General features: G+C 54.7%; 20 protein-coding genes. 16 read left to right on the forward strand and 4 right to left on the reverse strand.

Annotated elements, in window-relative coordinates; all coding sequences use genetic code 11:
- Positions 1–46: 46 nt before the first annotated feature.
- From NP590_RS01120 to NP590_RS01185, 14 genes are all read left to right on the forward strand, one after another.
- Positions 47–1,312, forward strand: a complete 1,266-nt coding sequence (locus NP590_RS01120) for a sigma-70 family RNA polymerase sigma factor (RefSeq protein ID WP_256600296.1) — start codon at positions 47–49, stop codon at positions 1,310–1,312.
- 111 nt (positions 1,313–1,423) lie between these two features.
- The gene (gene hflK / locus NP590_RS01125; protein ID WP_256600297.1) at positions 1,424–2,581 is read left to right on the forward strand and encodes an FtsH protease activity modulator HflK; all 1,158 of its coding nucleotides are present in this window, start codon (positions 1,424–1,426) and stop codon (positions 2,579–2,581) included.
- Positions 2,581–3,441, forward strand: coding sequence for a protease modulator HflC (hflC, locus tag NP590_RS01130; protein ID WP_256600298.1), 861 nt, complete (start codon positions 2,581–2,583; stop codon positions 3,439–3,441). The genes hflK and hflC overlap by 1 nt, the downstream gene beginning before the upstream one ends.
- 17 nt (positions 3,442–3,458) lie before the next feature.
- Complete coding sequence (ftsH, locus tag NP590_RS01135) at positions 3,459–5,366, forward strand: ATP-dependent zinc metalloprotease FtsH (protein ID WP_256600299.1); 1,908 nt, start codon at positions 3,459–3,461, stop codon at positions 5,364–5,366.
- 73 nt (positions 5,367–5,439) lie between these two features.
- The gene (locus NP590_RS01140) at positions 5,440–5,862 is read left to right on the forward strand and encodes a hypothetical protein (protein ID WP_256600300.1); all 423 of its coding nucleotides are present in this window, start codon (positions 5,440–5,442) and stop codon (positions 5,860–5,862) included.
- 58 nt (positions 5,863–5,920) lie between these two features.
- A complete protein-coding gene (locus NP590_RS01145) occupies positions 5,921–6,403 on the forward strand; it encodes an SRPBCC family protein (protein WP_256600301.1) in 483 nt (160 codons plus the stop codon).
- A 33-nt stretch (positions 6,404–6,436) separates the two neighbouring features.
- Complete coding sequence (locus NP590_RS01150; protein WP_256600302.1) at positions 6,437–6,889, forward strand: PAS domain-containing protein; 453 nt, start codon at positions 6,437–6,439, stop codon at positions 6,887–6,889.
- Between the two features lie 62 nt (positions 6,890–6,951).
- Positions 6,952–7,746 carry a sterol desaturase family protein gene (locus tag NP590_RS01155; protein WP_256600303.1) on the forward strand — a complete coding sequence of 265 codons (795 nt, stop codon included), beginning with the start codon at positions 6,952–6,954 and terminating at the stop codon, positions 7,744–7,746.
- Between the two features lie 48 nt (positions 7,747–7,794).
- Complete coding sequence (gene msrP / locus NP590_RS01160; RefSeq protein ID WP_256600304.1) at positions 7,795–8,754, forward strand: protein-methionine-sulfoxide reductase catalytic subunit MsrP; 960 nt, start codon at positions 7,795–7,797, stop codon at positions 8,752–8,754.
- Positions 8,754–9,395 carry a protein-methionine-sulfoxide reductase heme-binding subunit MsrQ gene (msrQ, locus tag NP590_RS01165; RefSeq protein ID WP_256600305.1) on the forward strand — a complete coding sequence of 214 codons (642 nt, stop codon included), beginning with the start codon at positions 8,754–8,756 and terminating at the stop codon, positions 9,393–9,395. Before msrP ends, msrQ begins: the two co-directional genes overlap by 1 nt.
- 36 nt (positions 9,396–9,431) lie before the next feature.
- Entirely contained in the window at positions 9,432–10,343 is a 912-nt protein-coding gene (locus tag NP590_RS01170; protein ID WP_256600306.1) for a TIGR01777 family oxidoreductase, read from the forward strand.
- A 9-nt stretch (positions 10,344–10,352) separates the two neighbouring features.
- Positions 10,353–10,865, forward strand: coding sequence for a hypothetical protein (locus NP590_RS01175; protein ID WP_256600307.1), 513 nt, complete (start codon positions 10,353–10,355; stop codon positions 10,863–10,865).
- Positions 10,866–10,871: 6 nt separating this feature from the next.
- Positions 10,872–12,236, forward strand: a complete 1,365-nt coding sequence (locus NP590_RS01180; protein WP_256600308.1) for a cryptochrome/photolyase family protein — start codon at positions 10,872–10,874, stop codon at positions 12,234–12,236.
- A 13-nt stretch (positions 12,237–12,249) separates the two neighbouring features.
- Complete coding sequence (locus NP590_RS01185) at positions 12,250–12,756, forward strand: lipocalin family protein (RefSeq protein ID WP_256600309.1); 507 nt, start codon at positions 12,250–12,252, stop codon at positions 12,754–12,756.
- An 81-nt stretch (positions 12,757–12,837) separates the two neighbouring features.
- On the opposite strand, the gene NP590_RS01190 is transcribed toward NP590_RS01185, so the two are convergent.
- From NP590_RS01190 to NP590_RS01205, 4 genes are read right to left on the reverse strand one after another with little or no spacing between them, the layout of a single operon-like run.
- Positions 12,838–14,178 carry a hypothetical protein gene (locus tag NP590_RS01190; RefSeq protein ID WP_256600310.1) on the reverse strand — a complete coding sequence of 447 codons (1,341 nt, stop codon included), beginning with the start codon at positions 14,176–14,178 and terminating at the stop codon, positions 12,838–12,840.
- Positions 14,179–14,194: 16 nt separating this feature from the next.
- Entirely contained in the window at positions 14,195–14,647 is a 453-nt protein-coding gene (locus tag NP590_RS01195) for a hypothetical protein (protein ID WP_256600311.1), read from the reverse strand.
- Positions 14,644–15,012: a hypothetical protein gene (locus tag NP590_RS01200; RefSeq protein WP_256600312.1), complete on the reverse strand. Its 369-nt coding sequence runs from the start codon at positions 15,010–15,012 to the stop codon at positions 14,644–14,646. The genes NP590_RS01195 and NP590_RS01200 overlap by 4 nt, the downstream gene beginning before the upstream one ends.
- On the reverse strand, positions 15,009–15,890 hold the full coding sequence (locus NP590_RS01205) for a hypothetical protein (RefSeq protein WP_256600313.1): 882 nt from the start codon (positions 15,888–15,890) through the stop codon (positions 15,009–15,011). The genes NP590_RS01200 and NP590_RS01205 overlap by 4 nt, the downstream gene beginning before the upstream one ends.
- Before the next feature lie 738 nt (positions 15,891–16,628).
- Between NP590_RS01205 and NP590_RS01210 the strand changes: the two genes are divergently transcribed.
- Both NP590_RS01210 and NP590_RS01215 read left to right on the forward strand, forming a co-directional pair.
- On the forward strand, positions 16,629–17,600 hold the full coding sequence (locus tag NP590_RS01210) for a YbgA family protein (protein ID WP_256600314.1): 972 nt from the start codon (positions 16,629–16,631) through the stop codon (positions 17,598–17,600).
- Between the two features lie 80 nt (positions 17,601–17,680).
- Positions 17,681–18,620 (forward strand): SPOR domain-containing protein (locus NP590_RS01215; RefSeq protein ID WP_256600315.1); only part of this gene is annotated, 940 nt, incomplete at its 3' end.

The following is an 18,620-nucleotide window of genomic DNA, read 5'->3' on the forward strand; positions in this document are numbered from 1 at the left end:
ATTGTATCTTCGATTCCAACCTAATATTGAGTCCGGTAAAAAAACCATGTCAGCATCTGCAGAAGTTGTAACCCATACCGCCCACTGCGCCAGCGAGTCCGAACAAGTCATTCTGGCTTGCCGTGTGGAGAAGGCCCGGCGGCAATTATTGGAATTGTTATTGGAAAACAAGCAGGTAGCCGAGCTTATCGTTGGCCAGCTGCTTTCCGATCTGAAAAAAGGCACCGATTGTTCGGATATCGTGCTGGTCAAAAACACCGAAGACTACAAGGCCTCCCTGCAGCGCTTCATGGGCGAATTCGGCGACCAGGAGCCAATCCGCGAGCGCTTGCTGGACGAAGACAGGTTAACCGGCACATACAATGTTGTACAGGATTATCGTTTTGTACAGGTTTTAGGTGATATCCCGCGTGAACGCTTGCGGATTTCGCCGCTGGCCTTGCGGATTTTGCGCGGCTTGGACTTCCTGTCCATTTATTTGATCGAAGTGAGCGAAGTGGTGGAAAACAAACTGGGGCTGCGAGGGGAATTGGAACCGAGCTATAAAGCCCGCCTGCAGGCTTCGAGATATCAGCTCAAATCCCTGCGTCAGGAGATGATTGCCAGCAATACCGGCTTGGTGGCTTTTGTGGCGCACAAATATAAAACCGTGTCGTTAAGCTTCGAAGATTTGATGCAGGAAGGCATGGTGGGTTTGATCAAGGCCGTGGACCGTTTCGATTCCGCGCGCGGCAACTGCTTTTCAACCTATGCCGTCTATTGGATCAGGCAAGCCATTTCGAGACTGATCGTCAAGCAGGATAAGGTGGTGCCACTGCCCGTTGCGCTGGCGGAAAAATCCTCGCCGATATTCGAGGTGATGCGCAACACCTATCTACTGCATGAGCGTTGGCCGACATTTGCCGAGCTGAAAGCCAGTTGCGATTTGTCCGAACAGGAGATCAAGACCATCAGCAGCTATTACCAATCCACCTATATGCAGGACGGCGGCGGTAGTGAAGAAGACGATGCGATGTCGCTGATGGAAAAAATGCAGCAACAACAATTCAACCTGCCTTTGCAGGATTTGATAGATACCGATCTGGTCAGTTACATGGATAGGGCCGTGGCCACCTTGCCGGAAAAACAGGCCGTGATTTTGTCCATGCGCTTCGGTTTGAAAAATCATACCGAAATGACTTTGCAAGCTGTTGCGGATCAGTTACAAGTGACACGGGAACGGGTCAGGCAAATTCAAAATGAAGCGTTGCAAAAATTAAAACAACAATTCGGATTTGACCTTATGCTGTTTTTGGAACCAAAAGACACTTAAATACTCTGTATTGGTGTTTTGTATCCATAATTGCGGTGGATGCGCTGAGTGTCTGTAAACAATAACAATGAAAGCCGAGTTCGGGCTAAACACGTAACAAGAGGAGTGACTATGTCTTCAGAAAACCACAACGCCGATAAACAAACGCCGCCACCGGATTGGAAAATGGAGTTTGAAAAACAATGGAAAGCGATTTCCGACAAGACGCTGGGTTTTTACCACGAACATGAACAGCTGTTTTCCCTTTCCAAAATCGCCGGCGTGCTGGGCGGTTCCCTGGTATTGGGCTGGCTGATCAGCGGCATTTACATTATCGATCAAGGTAACCGAGGCGTGGTCACTCGTTTCGGCGCCTATACGGAAACCACCCTGCCGGGGCCACATTGGCATATTCCGATGCCGATTGAAACGGTCAGCGTGGTCAATGTGGAACAACAACGTTTCATCGAAGTGGGTTATAGCGACGCGGCCCGCGTCAGCAAGGCGTCGGTGATTCCGCAGGAATCCTTGATGCTGACCAGCGACGAAAACATCATTGCGGTCCGTTTGGCGGTGCAATACCAAATCAACAGCGCCAGCGACTATCTGTTCAACGTCAAAAGCAACGAACATACCTTGAAGCAGCTGACCGAAAGCGTGTTGCGCGGAGTGATAGGCCGTAACAACATGGACTTCGTGTTGACCGAGGGCCGCAGTCAGATCGTGGCGGAAATCAAAACAGAAATCCAGGAAGCCATGGACGCTTACAAGGCCGGTATTGTGATAGCCAGCGTCAATCTGCAGGATGCCCAGCCGCCGGAAGAAGTGCAGGGCGCCTTTGAAGATGCTATCCGGGCCCGCGAAGACAAACAACGCCTGATCAACGAAGCGGAAGCCTACAGCAACGAAATCATTCCGAAGGCTCGCGGTGCCGCCGCCCGTATCCTGCAGGAAGCGGAAGCCTACGCGGCGGGCAAGGTGGCGAAAGCCAAGGGCGAAACCGAACGTTTCGATCAATTGCTGGTGGAATACGAAAAAAGCCCGGCCATCACGCGCAAGCGTCTGTATCTGGAAGCCAAGGAAAAACTCTACGGCTCCACCAACAAAATCGTGGTGGATACCGATCAGCCGCCCGCGCTTTACATGCCCTTGCAGCAAATGACGGCTCAGCAAGCCCCGGCGGGTTCGACGGTCGGCGAACCCGAATTGAAGGTTGAGCGCCAAAGTACAGATAAAAACGGCGCGCGCAATACGTCCGGCAATGAATTACGCCCAAGCAGGAGCAAATAATGAACAAAGCACAAGTCATTTTTCCGGTCAGTCTGGCTTTTCTGGGCCTGGCCTCCATGTCGGTCTTTCATGTCAATCAACATGAAAAAGCCATTCTGTTTCGTCTGGGCGAAATCGTCACCTCCGACTTAAGCCCCGGACTCCATTTTAAGACCCCCATCATCAATAATGTCAGTACGTTTGATGCGCGCGTGCTGACCTTGGATGCCAAATCCGAGCGTTTTCTTACCTCCGAAAAGAAGAACGTTATTGTTGACTCGTTCGTCAAGTGGCGAATCGGTGATGTGGGTCTTTTTTACACCACGGTCGGTGGCGATGAGTTTCAAGCCAATCTACGCCTCGATCAAATCATGAAGGATGCGATGCGTAGCGAATTCGGCGTGCGCACCATCAAGCAGTTGATTTCGGAAGACCGCAGCGAATTACGCGACACCTTGTTGGAAAAACTGTCGCCGGCGGCGCAAAAATTCGGTATCGAACTGATCGACATCCGGATTAAACGCATAGACCTGCCGCAGGAAGTCAGCAGTTCGGTATTTCAGCGCATGCGGGCGGAACGCGAACGGGTGGCGCGCGAGTTCAGATCGCAAGGCGCGGAAAGCGCGGAATTGATCAGCGCGGAAGCCGACAAGCAAAAGCAGGTCATCGTCGCCAATGCCCAGCGTGAAGCGGAAAACCTGCGCGGCCGCGGCGATGCCGAATCGGCCGAGATATACGCGAAAAGTTTCGGCAAAAACCCTGAATTTTATGCCTTTTACCGCAGCCTGCAGGCTTATCAGGCCTCGTTTGAAAATACCCAGGACACCTTGGTGTTAAAGCCGAATTCGGACTTTTTCAAATACTTCTCCAGCGAGAAATGAGTCGGGAGAACCCAGTCATGAAGAAAATTTTATTCTTTGTCGTCATCGTCGCCGCCATCGGTATCGTGGTGTCTTCGATATTCAATCGAAACATGCCGCAATACGATCCGCATTACGAGATCTCTTATTCCGATTTTATCGAGGATGTGCGGAACAAAGTGGTGACCGAAGTGGTGGTCGACGGCAATTATGTGGACGGCAAACGCGTCAACGGTACCCGTTTTTCCACCTATAACCCCAACGACATGCGCATGATCGACGAATTGCTGGAATACGGCGTCAAGATCAAGGTGGAAAAACCTCAGCCACCCAGCACCCTGATGAATATTTTCATTTCCTGGGCGCCTACCTTGTTGTTGATTGCGGTGCTGGTGTATTTCATGCGCAAGCAATCTCAGATGGCGGGCGGGCGCGACGGCCAAATGGGCTTCGGTAAAAGCCGCGCCAAACTGATGGAAGAGAACCAGGTCAAGATACGCTTCAAGGATGTGGCGGGCTGCGAAGAGGCCAAACAGGACGTGGTCGAGATGGTGGACTTTCTGAAAGACCCCGGCAAGTACGAAGCCTTGGGCGGCAAAATCCCCCGCGGCGTGTTGATGGTGGGGCCTCCCGGTACCGGTAAAACCCTGCTGGCCAAGGCCATTGCCGGCGAGGCGGGCGTGCCGTTCTTCTCCATCTCCGGCTCGGATTTCGTGGAAATGTTCGTCGGCGTGGGTGCGTCCAGGGTAAGGGATATGTTCACCGAAGCCAAAAAACGCGCGCCCTGCATCATTTTTATCGACGAGATCGATGCTGTCGGTAGACAGCGGGGCGGTGCCGGCATGGGCGGCGGCAACGAAGAGCGCGAGCAAACCCTCAACCAATTATTGGTGGAAATGGACGGATTCAGCGGCAGCGAAGGCATCATCGTCATCGCCGCCACCAACCGCTCCGACATTCTGGACAAAGCCTTGCTGCGTCCCGGTCGTTTCGATCGGCAGGTACAGGTAGGCTTGCCCGACATCAAGGGCCGCGAGCAAATTCTGAAAGTGCACGCGGACCGGGTACCCCTGGCCGACGACGTCAATATCAATGACCTCGCCCGCGGCACGCCGGGATTCTCCGGCGCCGAGTTGGCCAATTTGATCAATGAAGGCGCGTTGTTTGCCGCCCGCAACAATAAACGCGTGGTCACCATGAACGATCTGGATAAAGCCCGCGACAAAATGATCATGGGCGCCGAAAAACGCACCATGATCATGAGCAAGGACGACCTGCTGATGACGGCTTACCACGAAGCGGGACACGCTATTGTCGGTCGCATGGTGCCCGAACATGACCCGGTTTATAAAGTCAGCATCATGCCGCGCGGCGGTGCGCTGGGTATCACCATGTTCCTGCCGGAGCGCGACCAATACAGCGCCAGCAAGGACAAATTGGAAAGCCAGATTGCCAGTCTGTTCGGCGGCCGGGTGGCGGAAGCCTTGATTTACGGCAAGAACAAGGTCACCACCGGTGCCTCCAACGACATCATGCGCGCCACCCAACTGGCCAGAAACATGGTCACCAAGTGGGGGCTTTCCGACAAGCTCGGACCCATGGATTACGGCGATAGCGAGGGCGGTTACATGGGGCCTCAAGCCAAACCGATGTCGGAAAAAATGGCGCAAACCATAGACGATGAGATTCGTGCGGTGATCGACAGCAATTACAACCGTGCTGAAACCATTTTGAAGGATAACATTGAAATTCTGCACAACATGGCGCATGCGCTGCTGGATTGGGAAACCATCGATAAATATCAGATCGATGAATTGATGCAAGGCAAAACCATTGCGCCGCCCGAGCCGCAACCCGAGCCGATAGTGCTGGAAACCGAAACCGAATGCGAGGCTGATGACGGCCAATCCGCCGACCTTACGCAACAACCCGTCATGTCCTCATAACCGTCCTCCTCTATGTGCCCTCCCAATGCTGTACTCCGGGAGGGTATCTTTTTAAAAATAAGAGGTATCAAGTATGAATACCCGCTCTTTATCTTGTACGTCGTTAAATATTATTCAGATTGTCCTGCAGGTTAACTTTAACGCCTCGGTCATGTTGATTTTGCTGGCCAGTATATTGTCTTTGACCGGCAGCGAATTCTTCTTTGAAAATACCAGCGATTTGTACGGGCCTTTGGCGAATAATTTACGTTTGGTTTTGATATATCTGTGTTTGGTGCAGGTAGCGGTATACGGCTTTCATCAAATAAGCAATAATTTCACGGCAATTACGGCTCTCGGCGCATTTTTACTGCTACTGACCATATCGTTGGAATATTATGGTTCGGTAAATCAGCTCAAAATCGATGAAAATTATCAACGCTTGTTTTTATATGCCGGTATGTCCCATATCTTATATGGCGGAGTCGGCGTATTCAGGCAAAAAGCCGATCAGTAAAACATGCTTTTCCGGATAAGGGCTCCGGTCTTTCTTCGGTTTTATCCAGGGGGATTTCATGCATTTCAAGTTGCCGTTCGATTCAAGCAAGCCCGTGGTTGGCGAAGCATCTGTCGAAATAGATAAACCGGTTGATCAAGTTTTTAACTTTGTCGGGGAGCGGTTTTTTACCAACTACCCGAAATGGGCGGTTGAGGTGGTGAAGTTTGAGCCGTTGGACGGCACCAAGGTATTTGTTGGCGCCAAAGCCAAACAGGTTCGCAGGGATAACGATACGGAAATCGAATCCACCTTTACCATTACGGATTTCGAGCCGCACAATAAATTGATTTTAAGCGGTTTGGATCAGCCCTATAAACATAGTTATATTTTAAATACCTTGGAGCAAAAAAAACCTACCCGCTTGACCTTTAGATTTGAGTTATTGGAATTGGAGGTTTTCATGCGGCCATTTGAAAAGCTGATTCGGTATGCCATCGAAGATGGAGCCGAGAATACCGTGGAAAATATAAAAAACCTGATTTCCGCCGAATGCAATTAATAATTAAAAAACTGACTGATTTGGAGTGAGCGCATGAATTTTATTGTCGATAAAGATTCGGGAATAATCCCTCAGGTATTGTCCGCTATCCTGGACGAATGCGTTAATGGCGTTACATTGGCCGACCCGGATTTGGAAGACGCGCCCATCATATACGCCAACAAAGCCTTTGAGCGCCTGACCGGCTATTCCCAGGCCGAAATCGTCGGCCATAACTGTCGTTTTCTGCAAGGCGACGACAGAGAGCAAGCGGCCCGCTTTAAGATCGCCGAGGCTATGAATAAGCATGAAGGTGTTGAAGTGACTTTGCGCAATTATAAAAAAGACGGCACCTTGTTTTATAACCACCTGAAGGTTATACCGTTATTCGATAAGAAACAGCGGGTAATCTATTATCTGGGCGTGCAGTACGATATTACCCAACAAGTCGATGCCGATAATGAGATCAAGGCCTTGACCGAATTGTTGAGCGCTCAAAAACAATAAACGCTTTATGACTTGACGGGGTTGGCGATATGGGAGCTTTGGAACATGCTGGAAAAGGTGATATGGCTTTCACCGCGGCTTTATTCGGACTGGCGATACTGGCCTTCATGATTTTGCTGGTTTTGGAAAAACAAAGGCCGTACAGAAAATTCAGCCGGAAAGTTTACAAGGAATCCCTCGTCACCAATACCACGGCTTTTCTGGTCAACAACGTCATCCTGACCATTTTACGCGCCTCTTCGCTGTTCCTGGTCGCGCAGCAATTTGCTTCCATCGGTTTGCTGGGCGGCATGCAAAACGGCCCGCTGAAATGGTTGCTGGCGTTCGCCTTTTTCGATCTCGCCATTTACCTTTGGCATGTCGCCAGCCATAAGTACGAATGGTTGTGGCGCTTTCACAAGGTCCATCATAGCGATAAAAGTTTTAACGTATCGACCGGGTTCAGGTTTCATGTATTCGATCTATTGCTGGAAATCGCTTACAAATGCGTTTTCGTAATAGTGATAGGGGTCGATGCCTATTTGGTATTGTCGATTGAAATTATCGAGTTGTTTTTTATATTTTTCCATCACGCCAATATTCGGGTGCCCAACGAACAGCTAATTTCAAATTACATTATTACCCCTTGCCTGCACCGCACCCATCATTCCACCCTGCGCGTGGAACACGATAGTAACTACGGTATCGTGTTGGCGATTTGGGACCGTATATTCGGCACCCGCAAGGAATTGGTGCCGGCAAATATCGGTTTGGATTTGATTGAAGCTGAAAATTTCATTCAATTATTTTCCTTGGCTTTCATAACCGAACGTAAATTTAAACAGTTACTGGGACTGATACCCAAGGGTAAAAAGTAACTTCACGCCGGCCTCGTTTGCGCCAACCCAAACCGTGGGTGATTTAGCATGATCATAAAAACAACAAAAGCCATACCCGCGAGTGAAATCACCGATCCGCTGGTGTTTCAACAGCGGCGGAAAATCGTCAAGGCCCTGATTGCCGGTGCCTTGCTGCCCAATGTTATTTCGTCCGTTTCGGCTAATACCGGTCCGCAATCGCGTTGGCCTTTATTGAAGAACAGTGAATATTCCACCGATAGGGCACTGCTTACACCGCCGGAACTGGTCAAAAACTATACCAATTACTATGAGTTTTCCTTTAACAAGGAAGACTCGACCGAATTGGCGCAAAATCTTCCAACCGATAACTGGCGGCTGGAAGTCGGCGGCGAAGTGGAAAAGCCGGGCCATTATGACCTGGAGGAGATTCTCCGCCAGCACAGCCCTCGAGAATACATTTACCGGTTTCGCTGCGTCGAGGGTTGGTCCATGGTGATTCCATGGGTCGGTTTTCCGTTGGCCGATTTGCTTAAGCAGGTAAAGCCCTTGTCCGGCGCCAAATTCGTCAAATTCACCGCCGTTCACGCGCCGGACAGCATGCCCAAGCAACGCATCGATGCGATGCTGGATTGGCCGTATGTGGAGGCTCTGCGTATCGATGAAGCGGTGCATCCTCTGACGATACTGGCGGTCGGCATGTACGGCGATGTGTTGCCCAAGCAAAATGGTGCCGCCGTGCGTCTGGTGGTGCCCTGGAAATACGGTTTCAAAAGCATCAAGGCCGTCGTCAAAATCGAATTGTTAAGAAAAGCCCCGATGACCACCTGGCACGGCTTTGCTCCCACCGAGTACGGCTTTTATGCCAATGTCAATCCATCCGTACCGCACCCGCGCTGGAGCCAATACAGCGAACGCCGATTGGGTAGCGGATTTTTTACGCCGCGCCGCAAGACAGAGCTTTACAACGGTTACGGCGAGCAAGTCGCGGCTTTATACGGCGACATGGACCTGCGGCATTTCTACTGATGTGGTTCCGTATCAACAACACATGGATCGTCATCTCAATCGGCTGTTTACTGCCGCTGTTTGTTTTGCTGTGGGATATAGTCGGCGATAATTTGGGTTCGAATCCGATTCAGGCCATCCATATCAGGCTGGGCGATTGGTCCTTGCGGTTTTTGTGTCTTACACTGGCGATCACCCCGCTGCAAACCATGACCAAATGGCGCGGTATGGCGGAGTACCGGCAAATGCTGGGAATGTATGCATTTTTTTACGCTACCCTGCATGTATTGGGATATTTATTCGTCGATCATGCCGCTAGCTGGAATTTGATTGCAATCGATATCGCGCAAAGCTCCTATATCTGGATGGGGGTCATCGCTTACATTATTGTGCTGCTGTTGGCGCTTACCTCGCCCAAATCCGCCAAAAAGCGGCTGGGTAAAAACTGGAAAAAACTGCACAGGCTGATCTATTACGCCGCCGCCGCCGCCGTAATGCATTATTTCTGGCAATTGAAGGGTAATATGTTTCAGCCCTTGTTTTATCTGACCATCGTTGTATTTTTACTGGGGTTTAGAGTGTTGGTCTGGTTTAAAAACCGGCAATTGGCCAAATTGATGCTGCCAAAGGGCCGGGCAATTTCGCTGGGAGAAGGCGAATGACCGAGTGCATTTTACTCATTTGATCTGGGGGTGCTTATGACTGATAAACCCGTATTGATTACCGGCGGTACCGGCTTTTTGGGCAGCGCGTTGACGTTCGAGTTGCTGCGGGCGCAACGCGACGTGACGATTTTTAGCCGCGACGCCGATAAAGTTCGGCGCGAATTTGGCACGCAGGTGCGGGCCGTCACTCGCATGGATCAATTAGCCGATGCCTCCGGGTTCAAGGCCGTGGTCAATCTGGCCGGCGCCGGCATTTTCGACCGGCGCTGGAGTGAAGCCCGTAAACGCTTGTTACGCGAGAGCCGCATCGGATTGACTCGGGATCTGGTGGACTGGATCAAGCGTTCCGAGGGGCCGCCGGAGGTGTTGATCAGCGGTTCCGCCATCGGTTTTTACGGCGATTGCGGCGATACGCTATTGACCGAACAAAGCCAGCCGCGGGTCGATTTCGCCCAGCGGTTATGCGCGGACTGGGAGCAAACGGCCCTGTCGGCCGCGGCCGCCGGCACGCGGGTGTGCCTGATACGCACCGGTCTGGTTTTGGGGCCGGACGGTGGGCTGTTAAAACGCATGTTGCCGCCGTTTCGCTTCGGCTTGGGCGGCCGACTGGGCCGGGGCGGGCAGTGGATGTCCTGGATACATCTGCGGGACTGGATTGCCATCGTGCTAGCCATGATGGACAATCCGGAGATGCAAGGGGCTTATAATGCCACCGCGCCCAATCCGGTGACCAATCGGGTTTTCAGCGCGACTCTGGCCGGCGTGTTAAACAGGCCCTTGCTGCTGCCCCTGCCGGAGTTTCTACTGAAATTATTGCTGGGCGAAATGGCCGCCCTGCTGCTGGGCAGTCAGCGGGTGATGCCGGACAGGTTGTTGAGCCAGGGCCATGTATTTCAATTCGGCGATCTCGACGCAGCCTTGCGCGATATCCTGCTTGCCAATTAATCATTCATCATGCTGATCGACAGTCTATCCATATTATTTGCCTTTACCTCCTTTATCAGCTGGTATGAAGCGCTGCTGGTGGCGCTTGGCCTGGCGATGCTGACTTACAGCATTACGCCGCCCCCCGAGCCGGAATGGGAAGAGCGCACGCCGCCGACCTTGTATTTCTATTTGCAATGGAGTTGGCTGGGCTATCTGAAATTAAAGGATGCGTTCTGGCCGTTTTTTGTGTTTTTTAACGGTATTTTGTTTTACATCGACTACCGGGTGCAAGAGGGCACTTTTACGGTGGCCAGTTGGGTCACCATGCACGTGATCATGGCCATGCCGTTGATTTATTGGACGGGGGCGGTATGGCGATGCTCCAAAAACAGTTCCAGCCGGCTTTGGGCAACCACCGCGCGCTGCCTCACGGCGGCGGCCTATTGCGATTTGGCTTTGCGCGGGGTCATTTATCAGTATTACCCCAATATTCTGTTTAATTGCCAGCAAATGATCATTCACTGGGGCGACTGCGTTTAGTCCGGCATGCAGAAACGCTTTGCAAATTCCCTGTTTATTTTTCGCCGCGATTTGCGCCTGTACGACAATTCTGCTTTGCATGCGGCCCTGAGCCGGTCCGGGCGGGTGTTGGCCTGTTTTGTTTTCGATCCGCGCCAAATAGATGCCCACCCCTATCAAAGCCGGCCGGGACTGCAATTCATGCTGGAAGCCCTGCAAGACTTGCGCGAGCAATGCCTGGCGCGCGGCTGCCGGCTGGGGCTGTATCACGGCCAGCCGGAACAGCTTATCGGTCGCTTGCAACAGCAACACGCCATAGAGGCCGTGTTCGTCAATCGCGACTACACGCCGTTTAGCCGCAAGCGGGATGCCGATTTGCAAGCTTTTTGCCAGCAACGCGGGCTGGCGTTTTCCAGTCACGCCGATGCGCTGCTGACCGAGCCGGAACAGGCGTTGAAGAGCGACGGTTCCGCCTATCAGGTATTCACGGCGTTTTATAAGCGGGTGCGCTGGCATGCGGTTGCATCGCCGCAAGAGTTGTGCGGCGGCGAATTCATGGACGGCGAATCGGAAGCCGAAGCGCTGATGGCGAGTTTACGATCATCCGCTTGCAAGGATTTGCCGGGCGGGCGGCAAGCCGCCCTGCAAAAATTGCACGCATTGGCTGCCTTGCGGGACTACCAACAACAACGCGATTTTCCTGCACTATCGGCCACCAGCGATTTGTCCGCCTATCTCAAGTTCGGTTGCTGTTCGGTACGGGAAGCCTATCACGCGGCGCTGACGCAACTCGGCCCCGAGCATCCCTTGTTGCGGCAACTGTATTGGCGGGATTTTTTTACCCACATCGGCTTCCATTTCCCCACGGTGTTCGGGCATGCCTTTCAACGGCGTTACGACGCCATAAACTGGCGTAACGACAGGGATGAATTTCAGGCCTGGGCGGACGGCAGGACCGGCTTTCCGATTGTCGATGCCGGCATGCGGCAGTTGAACCAAACCGGCTGCATGCATAACCGGGTGCGCATGATAGTCGCTTCGTTTTTAGTCAAGGATTTGCTGATTAGCTGGCGCTGGGGCGAGCGTTATTTTGCCCGGCATTTACTGGATTACGATCCCAGTCTCAATAACGGCAACTGGCAATGGGCGGCTTCAACCGGCTGTGACGCCCAACCGTATTTCCGGATTTTCAATCCCTGGCTGCAGCAAAAAAAATTCGATCCCGACTGCGTATATATCAAACGCTGGCTGCCGGAATTAGAGCATTATTCTCCAGAGCGGATTCACAACTGGTTTAAACAACCGTTGGCGGGGTCTTATCCGCCGCCCATGGTCGAACACGGTTTGCGCAGCCAACGGGCCAAGGCCCTGTTTCAGCAAGCCGATCAATAATCGGGGGATATTTATGCGAAGTATTTTAAGTTGGCTGGCGCTGTTGAGTTTGACGGCGTGTACCGGCATTCCCGAAGGGGTAAGGCCCGTTACGGGATTCGAACTGGAACGCTACCTGGGTACCTGGCACGAAATCGCCCGGCTGGACCACAGCTTCGAACGCGGCTTGAGCCGGGTTACCGCCGAATACAGTTTGCGCGCGGATGGCGGGGTCAAGGTGATCAATAGCGGATATGACGCGGAAAGCCGGCAACGCCGAAGCGCCGAAGGTAAAGCCTATTTCATCGACACCCCGGATGTGGGGCGCCTGAAGGTGTCGTTTTTCGGGCCATTTTACGGGGCGTATAACATCATCGCGCTGGATAAAACCGCTTACCGTTATGTGATGATTGCCGGTCCCAATACCGATTACCTGTGGATTTTGGCGCGCGCGCCCACGCTGGATGAAACCGTTTTGAAAGAACTGCTGCAACAAGCCGCCGAACTGGGCTTCCCGGTCGGAGAGCTGATTTATCCGTAGGACGATTTCCCGCATGAAATCCGCGGCCTTGTTGCGGCCGACCGGGCATGGCGCATCGGCTAGTGCTCCCGGCGTATCGGCTTAACCCGTCAGCCAGCGCAACCAGCCGGGGCCGGTCAACAGGACGGGTTGCCAGCGCCAACCCGCGGCGGTCACGGCATCGATGGCCGGCTGTTTCATGGCTTGCAGGTCGAAGCGGTAAGCATGGCTCAATGCGCCGTTGGGGCGGCCGCCGGCGCCGAGTTGCACGCCGAATTCCCGTTGTTGCTCCAGACGGAAAAACTGGATGCCGGTGGCGGCGTACCAAGATAGACGCAGGCCGTTGACGCCGGCCGAGGCGTCGAAAGAGCTCCAATACTCGCGTACCCGCACCGTATGCCCGGCCGGGTCCGGTTGGAGCAGCAGACGTTGGGTGCGTTTCATACGATGCGCGCGCATCAGGTCGAACCAGGCCGCATCGGCGTAATTCCAGTCCAGCGTGATGGAGCCATCCGGGTTCAGGACGGTTTTGACGGCCGATTCGCTTGGGTAGGCTGACAGCAACTTGCCGATTAATGCCGTGGCCGGCGCGGGCGGCGCGGTGGTCTTGGGCGAAGTGCGCGCCGCCCAGGCGGCGCCCCAAAAGAACCACAACACGGCGGCGGCAAGATTGACAATGGCAAACGGTAGCATGAAGCGCCAATCCAGATTGTCGGTCACCAGTCTGGCTTCATGCGCGCGCTTGGGCCTGGCGGTTTGTGTGCCGCTCAAGGAAAGTGGCGTCAGGCCCGCCGCGCCCATTGGACCCAAGGCGCGTTCGCGTTGTTCGATAACACTGTCGCGGTCGGCGGCGGTCCAGGCATACAGCTCTGCGCCCGCCACCACCACATGATTCCACTCGCCGGCACCGGCATAGCGTTGCGCGGTCCAGCCGAGCGCATCGCTGCCGGTCGCCTGGGCGAACTGAAAAAAGCCGGCATACAAGGTTCGCGCGCGGGCGGCTTGTGCCGGCGAAGAAAAGCGCGCGGCCAAGGCCGAGGTGGCGCGCTTGCTGAACGACAGCGCCGCTTGTTCCGCCTCGCCCAGAATGACTTGTAAAGGTTGGCGCGGATCGACGATCAGATCCGGGTCGGCATCCGGACCGAATACCTGTTGCCAGGGGATGGGAGCCAATTGCCTATCGCCTGTAGCCCCCGGTTCGGCGGAAGGCACCGCTGCCCGCTGTTTCTGGAACGCCAGAACGTCCAGGATGTGCATGACCGCTTGCGGCCCCGCCACCAACAGCATCAGCACGAAGAACCAGACCAGGGGTTTCAGCGACATGCCGGCGCGGCGCATCAGTGTGCCGAACACCAGACCTAGCAGCAACAGCACGAACAATCCGAACGCCATGCCGGCCAGCAGCGGATATTCGGACAACCAAAGCGATAACGTTTCCATCATGCCTAGATGCCTTGGGTCAATCGGGATCGCCGCTGCAATCGGTCCGCCGGGAGCCTTCCATGCACGCCAGCGGCCAAGTGGCCAAATACAGGGTCGTCAGCGGATTGGCATCCGCATCGCGGCAAGCCGGACTGTCGAATGGTCGCACGCATTCATTGGGGGCGGCCGCGCGATGATTACGTAACGCCAGCAGTTTGCCTTGTTCAAAATACAAACGCAGCAATAACGGTGTGCCCGCCGTCTCGTCCGCTAGCCAGATCGACTTGCAGCCGGTGTAATCGGCCGACAAAGCCGCGTTGCGCGGATGGACGATCAAAAAACCGCCCGGCGTGACATAGGCACCCGAATCCGCCGGCGGCGCGGCGATTGCGCAGTTGCGCGCCGCGGCCGGAATCGCATCGGCCCGGGCCGACTGGCCGTGGGCCAGCAAGCACAGTAGGGTCAAGGCGATACTTGCCGAGATGTTCAAGGCATATCCTCGCCATCGGCGTTGAATTCGCGCAGTTTCCAGCCGCCGTCCCGGTTGTCGAAATAAAAGGCGTAAGGCGGACAGAACAACACCCGGTCGGCGGCTTCGGTCAGCGCGGTCGCCTCGGCCAGACAAGAGCGAACCGCCGCATCGAACAGTGTCGGATAAAGCTCGACAAATTCGTCGCGGCCGTGGGGCCGGCCGGCAAATAGAAAAGGCAGCCGGGTCATGTCGGCAACCCGGCCGGCATCGTTGCCGGCGACGGCGGCGCGAAAACCGCCGAGAAAATCGGCGAAATCTTGCTCCGCTCCGACAACCGGCCCGGCGCAGAGCAGGCAGATGATGGATAAATGGCGTTTATTCATGGTGTTTCGCGTCTCAGCAAACTGCGCAAACCGGTGCCCGAGCCATCGACCACATCGTCCACCCGCCAGCCCGCGTCGCTATGCAACAACAGAAATTGCACACTATATTCGCGCCAGTCGTCGGCGTAGCGCACCGGTACCTGGGCCGCGCGGTTTTCCAAGGCGATTTCGGCGGCACCGACCGCAAAGCGGGTCGGATATTCCTGACTGGCGGTAAACGGGTCGCCGTTGATGTCGGGGACTTGATCTTCCGCCAATGGACGGGAGAAATAGGCGTTTATATCGTTGGCAAGTCCGGCGCTCAGGAGAGCGGCCTTGGCCGCCGCGCTGGCGGGGGTAAAGCCCATGTCGCCGTTGAAATGCAATTCCAGCAATCGCTGCACGACACCGGCCGGCGAGTCCGCCGCGGCGGTTGTCCCGGGTGCGCCGGACAATATCCACACCCGGTTGTCGAGGCCGAGCAACAGGGTGTCGGCATCGGCCCGGTGGAATTCGAATCCGGCGTTGTCGCAGCTTACCCGGATGCCGTCGACCGGAAAGCCGGCAAGTCCCAACGTCTTCGCGCTATCCGTGGCGGGAGCCGGCAGATTGCCCTCGAACAGGCCTTCGGCCGGCAGGCGGGTCGCTTCGATGCGCGCCGTTTCGCAGCGCAGCGGTTCGGGACCGCGCAGACTGGCATCCCCCAGTGTCACGGTCCTGCCGCTCAATTGAGCGCCGCCGGGCAATGCCGGCCCCCATGGCGCGGCAATGGCATGCGTGAAGCGCCAGACCCGCTCCCCCGCCGGCGCTTGCGCCGGAGCGCAGGCGATAATCGCGGCGCAGCCCAGCAGGCGCAGCCGCTTTAATGGGTTCGGGGTATTGCTTGATTTGCTTGGCATAATGACTCGTTTATCGGAAATTCCAGGTTTATCCCCGCGCCCGACAGCCACTGCCGGGCCAGCCTATTCATGTGTGTCTTGAGGCTGACATAGCGCGGTAATTAAACAGACCATGGCTCGGGGCATCGTGCCATAAAGTCATCCGGGTCGCTAGTTGCACGGCGGTTTTTTTAGGCAAAGCGGTTTATTGATGGCAAACTGGCCCCAGGCTGCTGTTGTTTTCATGCAGCGGGCGCTGCCGCGCCTTTATCATAGCCCTTAACCCGGCGAAAATGTCGACCCGCCTATTTGTGCATGGCCCCCTGGGTGAGGGATATAAATCGGGACGTTATTACTCTGAAAGTCACGTGTCAACCGCCCAAAAACTAACGACATAACGCCGTTGACTTTCATATGCCGGGGTGATTGCCAAGCCTTCATGAGCGTTACTCTGAAAGTTACGCGGCAACCGCCCAGAAAACTAAGGACATAACGCTGTTGACTTTCATTTGCCGGGGTGATTGCCAGGCCTTCATGAGCGTTACTCTGAAAGTAAAAAATCGAGCGGGTACGGTTGCTTGTTGGACAGGCGTCGGCAGCAAGGATGCTGCCGTCGAGCCTACACGGACGTATTTACGGCGTCCTGTCCGGCGAGGAACCGTACCCAGCCGCACTACTTTCATTTGCCGGGGCGATGCGCCGGTTTCATGAGCGTTAGGGGCGGAATCCTAACGATAGGGAAACATTTTTGGAGAGTATATGAACGTCGAAAATTCGGCCGCCGACCATGCGGATACTATTGTGGTAGGCATCAGCAGTTGTTTGTTGGGTAACGCGGTTCGCTACGATGGCGCTCACAAATACCACAGTTATATCGAGCGCACCCTGGGACAGTATTTCCAGTTCAGGGCCTTTTGCCCGGAAGTGGAAGCCGGCCTGGGCGTACCGCGTCCGGCGGTGCAGTTGCGGGAAATCGGCGCGAGTATCAGGGTGGTGGGGGTTAAGGATCACAGTTTGGATGTCACCGAAGCCTTGCGGGAAGCGGCTGAAAAACAAAGCGTCTGGCTGGATGGCTTATGCGGTTATATTCTGAAAAAGGATTCGCCCAGTTGCGGCATGGCGCGGGTCAAGGTTTATAAAAACGATATCCCGGCCCGCGCCGGGGTAGGGGTGTTTGCCGATTATCTGCAAGAGCATTTTCCGACCTTGCCGGTCGAGGAAGAAGGCCGCTTGGGCGATCCGGGCTTGCGGGAGAATTTCATCCAGCGGGTATTCGTGCGTCATCGTTGGCGGCGGCTTTGCCGGGCCCCGCTGACCGCGCACGGCTTGATGCGCTTTCACAGCCGGCATAAATTGATTGCGATGAGCCACGAGCAAAATCGGGCCAGGGAGTTGGGACGGCTGGTTGCCGAAGCGCGGGCCGATAATATCGAGGAAATCGGCCAACGCTACATCGCGGGCTTGATGGCCTGTCTTAAAATCGTGGCCACCCGAGGTAATCACGTCAATGTATTGCAGCATATTCAGGGTTATCTGAAGCGCAACATCGATGGCGACGACAAACAGGAATTGGTGGACACCATCGAGAGTTATCGGGCGGGCAGTGTGCCCTTGATCGTACCGTTGACCTTGCTGCGGCATCACTTTCGCAAACAGCCGGATGCCTTCATCGACGAGTCTTTTTACATGACTCCGCATCCCGCCGAATTATCGTTGCTGAACGAAATATAAGCGGGTCGTTTACAATAGACATCTTACCGTCATCTTCGCGATGATCTTATTTTCAGAATAATTATAAACAGGACGCTGTAATGGAAACCGTGCAAAAACTTGTGCCTTTTTTTGAAGAATTGCTGCAACACTGGTACCAACTGACCCTGCATAACCGGGAATATGCCATTAGTCTGGCGCTTTCCGTCTGGCTGCTGACAGCCATCTTTTATAGTATCCGGATCGGGTTTTTAAAACGAAACATCATTCAGGCCAATCAGGCCAAGAAGCAAACCCAGGAAGGTCTGGAGCAGGCCAATCAGCAAATCGAAGCCTTGCGTCAGCAGTTGGCGGAAGCCGAAGAGGCCAAGCTGGCCGCCGAACAAACCGCGCAAGCAGAGTCGCAACGGGCCTTGGGTTTCGAATCGCGCTTGAACGGCAGCAAACGGCTGGTGGCGGACAGTCTGGTCAATTTAGTCGATTGTTTCGAATTGAATTTGCATAACCTGCCGGCGGCCGATGCGGAAAACCTGTTGCCCGAGTTCGAGGCCGTCATTGCCCGGGTTGCCGAGCGTTTCCGGGGCGAGCAACAGGCCAAAACCCAGTTGCAGTTAAACCTGCATGCCGAGTCCGCCAAATTGGCCGAGAAAGATATGTTGATCGCCAGTCTGGAAAATCGTCTGGACACCCAGACGCAGCAATTGGTCAAACTGGAACTGGCCGTCGAACAATACGAAACGGCGCAAAAACAGCTGGAACGCGACAGGCAACAACAGGCTATCCAGTTGCAACAGCGGCAAGCCGAGGAAAAACCGGCGGCTCCGGCCCCACTCCCTGCCCAGGCGCCGATCCAGGCGGAAGTCAAATCAGCGCCGGAGCCGGTTAAGCCGGCGCCGGTCGTTGAGAGACTGCCGGAAATCGTAGCGGCCGCACCGGCCAATCAAGTCCAGCCCGCCCCAGTGGCGGCAAAGCCGCAAACCGTTGTTTCCGAATCCGCGAAAAAACCGGCGGCGCAAACAGCCAAACCGGCGCCGGCCGACA

The sequence above is a fragment of the Methylomonas subterranea genome (assembly GCF_024505185.1).
In the GTDB taxonomy this organism is placed as follows: Bacteria; Pseudomonadota; Gammaproteobacteria; order Methylococcales; family Methylomonadaceae; genus Methylomonas; species Methylomonas subterranea.

Coding starts and splice junctions, on each gene's coding strand:
- NP590_RS01120 (WP_256600296.1), top strand. CDS start 47: ATGTCAGCATCTGCAGAAGTTGTAACCCATACCGCCCACTGCGCCAGC.
- hflK (WP_256600297.1), top strand. CDS start 1,424: ATGTCTTCAGAAAACCACAACGCCGATAAACAAACGCCGCCACCGGAT.
- hflC (WP_256600298.1), top strand. CDS start 2,581: ATGAACAAAGCACAAGTCATTTTTCCGGTCAGTCTGGCTTTTCTGGGC.
- ftsH (WP_256600299.1), top strand. CDS start 3,459: ATGAAGAAAATTTTATTCTTTGTCGTCATCGTCGCCGCCATCGGTATC.
- NP590_RS01140 (WP_256600300.1), top strand. CDS start 5,440: ATGAATACCCGCTCTTTATCTTGTACGTCGTTAAATATTATTCAGATT.
- NP590_RS01145 (WP_256600301.1), top strand. CDS start 5,921: ATGCATTTCAAGTTGCCGTTCGATTCAAGCAAGCCCGTGGTTGGCGAA.
- NP590_RS01150 (WP_256600302.1), top strand. CDS start 6,437: ATGAATTTTATTGTCGATAAAGATTCGGGAATAATCCCTCAGGTATTG.
- NP590_RS01155 (WP_256600303.1), top strand. CDS start 6,952: ATGGCTTTCACCGCGGCTTTATTCGGACTGGCGATACTGGCCTTCATG.
- msrP (WP_256600304.1), top strand. CDS start 7,795: ATGATCATAAAAACAACAAAAGCCATACCCGCGAGTGAAATCACCGAT.
- msrQ (WP_256600305.1), top strand. CDS start 8,754: ATGTGGTTCCGTATCAACAACACATGGATCGTCATCTCAATCGGCTGT.
- NP590_RS01170 (WP_256600306.1), top strand. CDS start 9,432: ATGACTGATAAACCCGTATTGATTACCGGCGGTACCGGCTTTTTGGGC.
- NP590_RS01175 (WP_256600307.1), top strand. CDS start 10,353: ATGCTGATCGACAGTCTATCCATATTATTTGCCTTTACCTCCTTTATC.
- NP590_RS01180 (WP_256600308.1), top strand. CDS start 10,872: ATGCAGAAACGCTTTGCAAATTCCCTGTTTATTTTTCGCCGCGATTTG.
- NP590_RS01185 (WP_256600309.1), top strand. CDS start 12,250: ATGCGAAGTATTTTAAGTTGGCTGGCGCTGTTGAGTTTGACGGCGTGT.
- NP590_RS01190 (WP_256600310.1), bottom strand. CDS start 14,178: ATGATGGAAACGTTATCGCTTTGGTTGTCCGAATATCCGCTGCTGGCC.
- NP590_RS01200 (WP_256600312.1), bottom strand. CDS start 15,012: ATGAATAAACGCCATTTATCCATCATCTGCCTGCTCTGCGCCGGGCCG.
- NP590_RS01205 (WP_256600313.1), bottom strand. CDS start 15,890: ATGCCAAGCAAATCAAGCAATACCCCGAACCCATTAAAGCGGCTGCGC.
- NP590_RS01210 (WP_256600314.1), top strand. CDS start 16,629: ATGAACGTCGAAAATTCGGCCGCCGACCATGCGGATACTATTGTGGTA.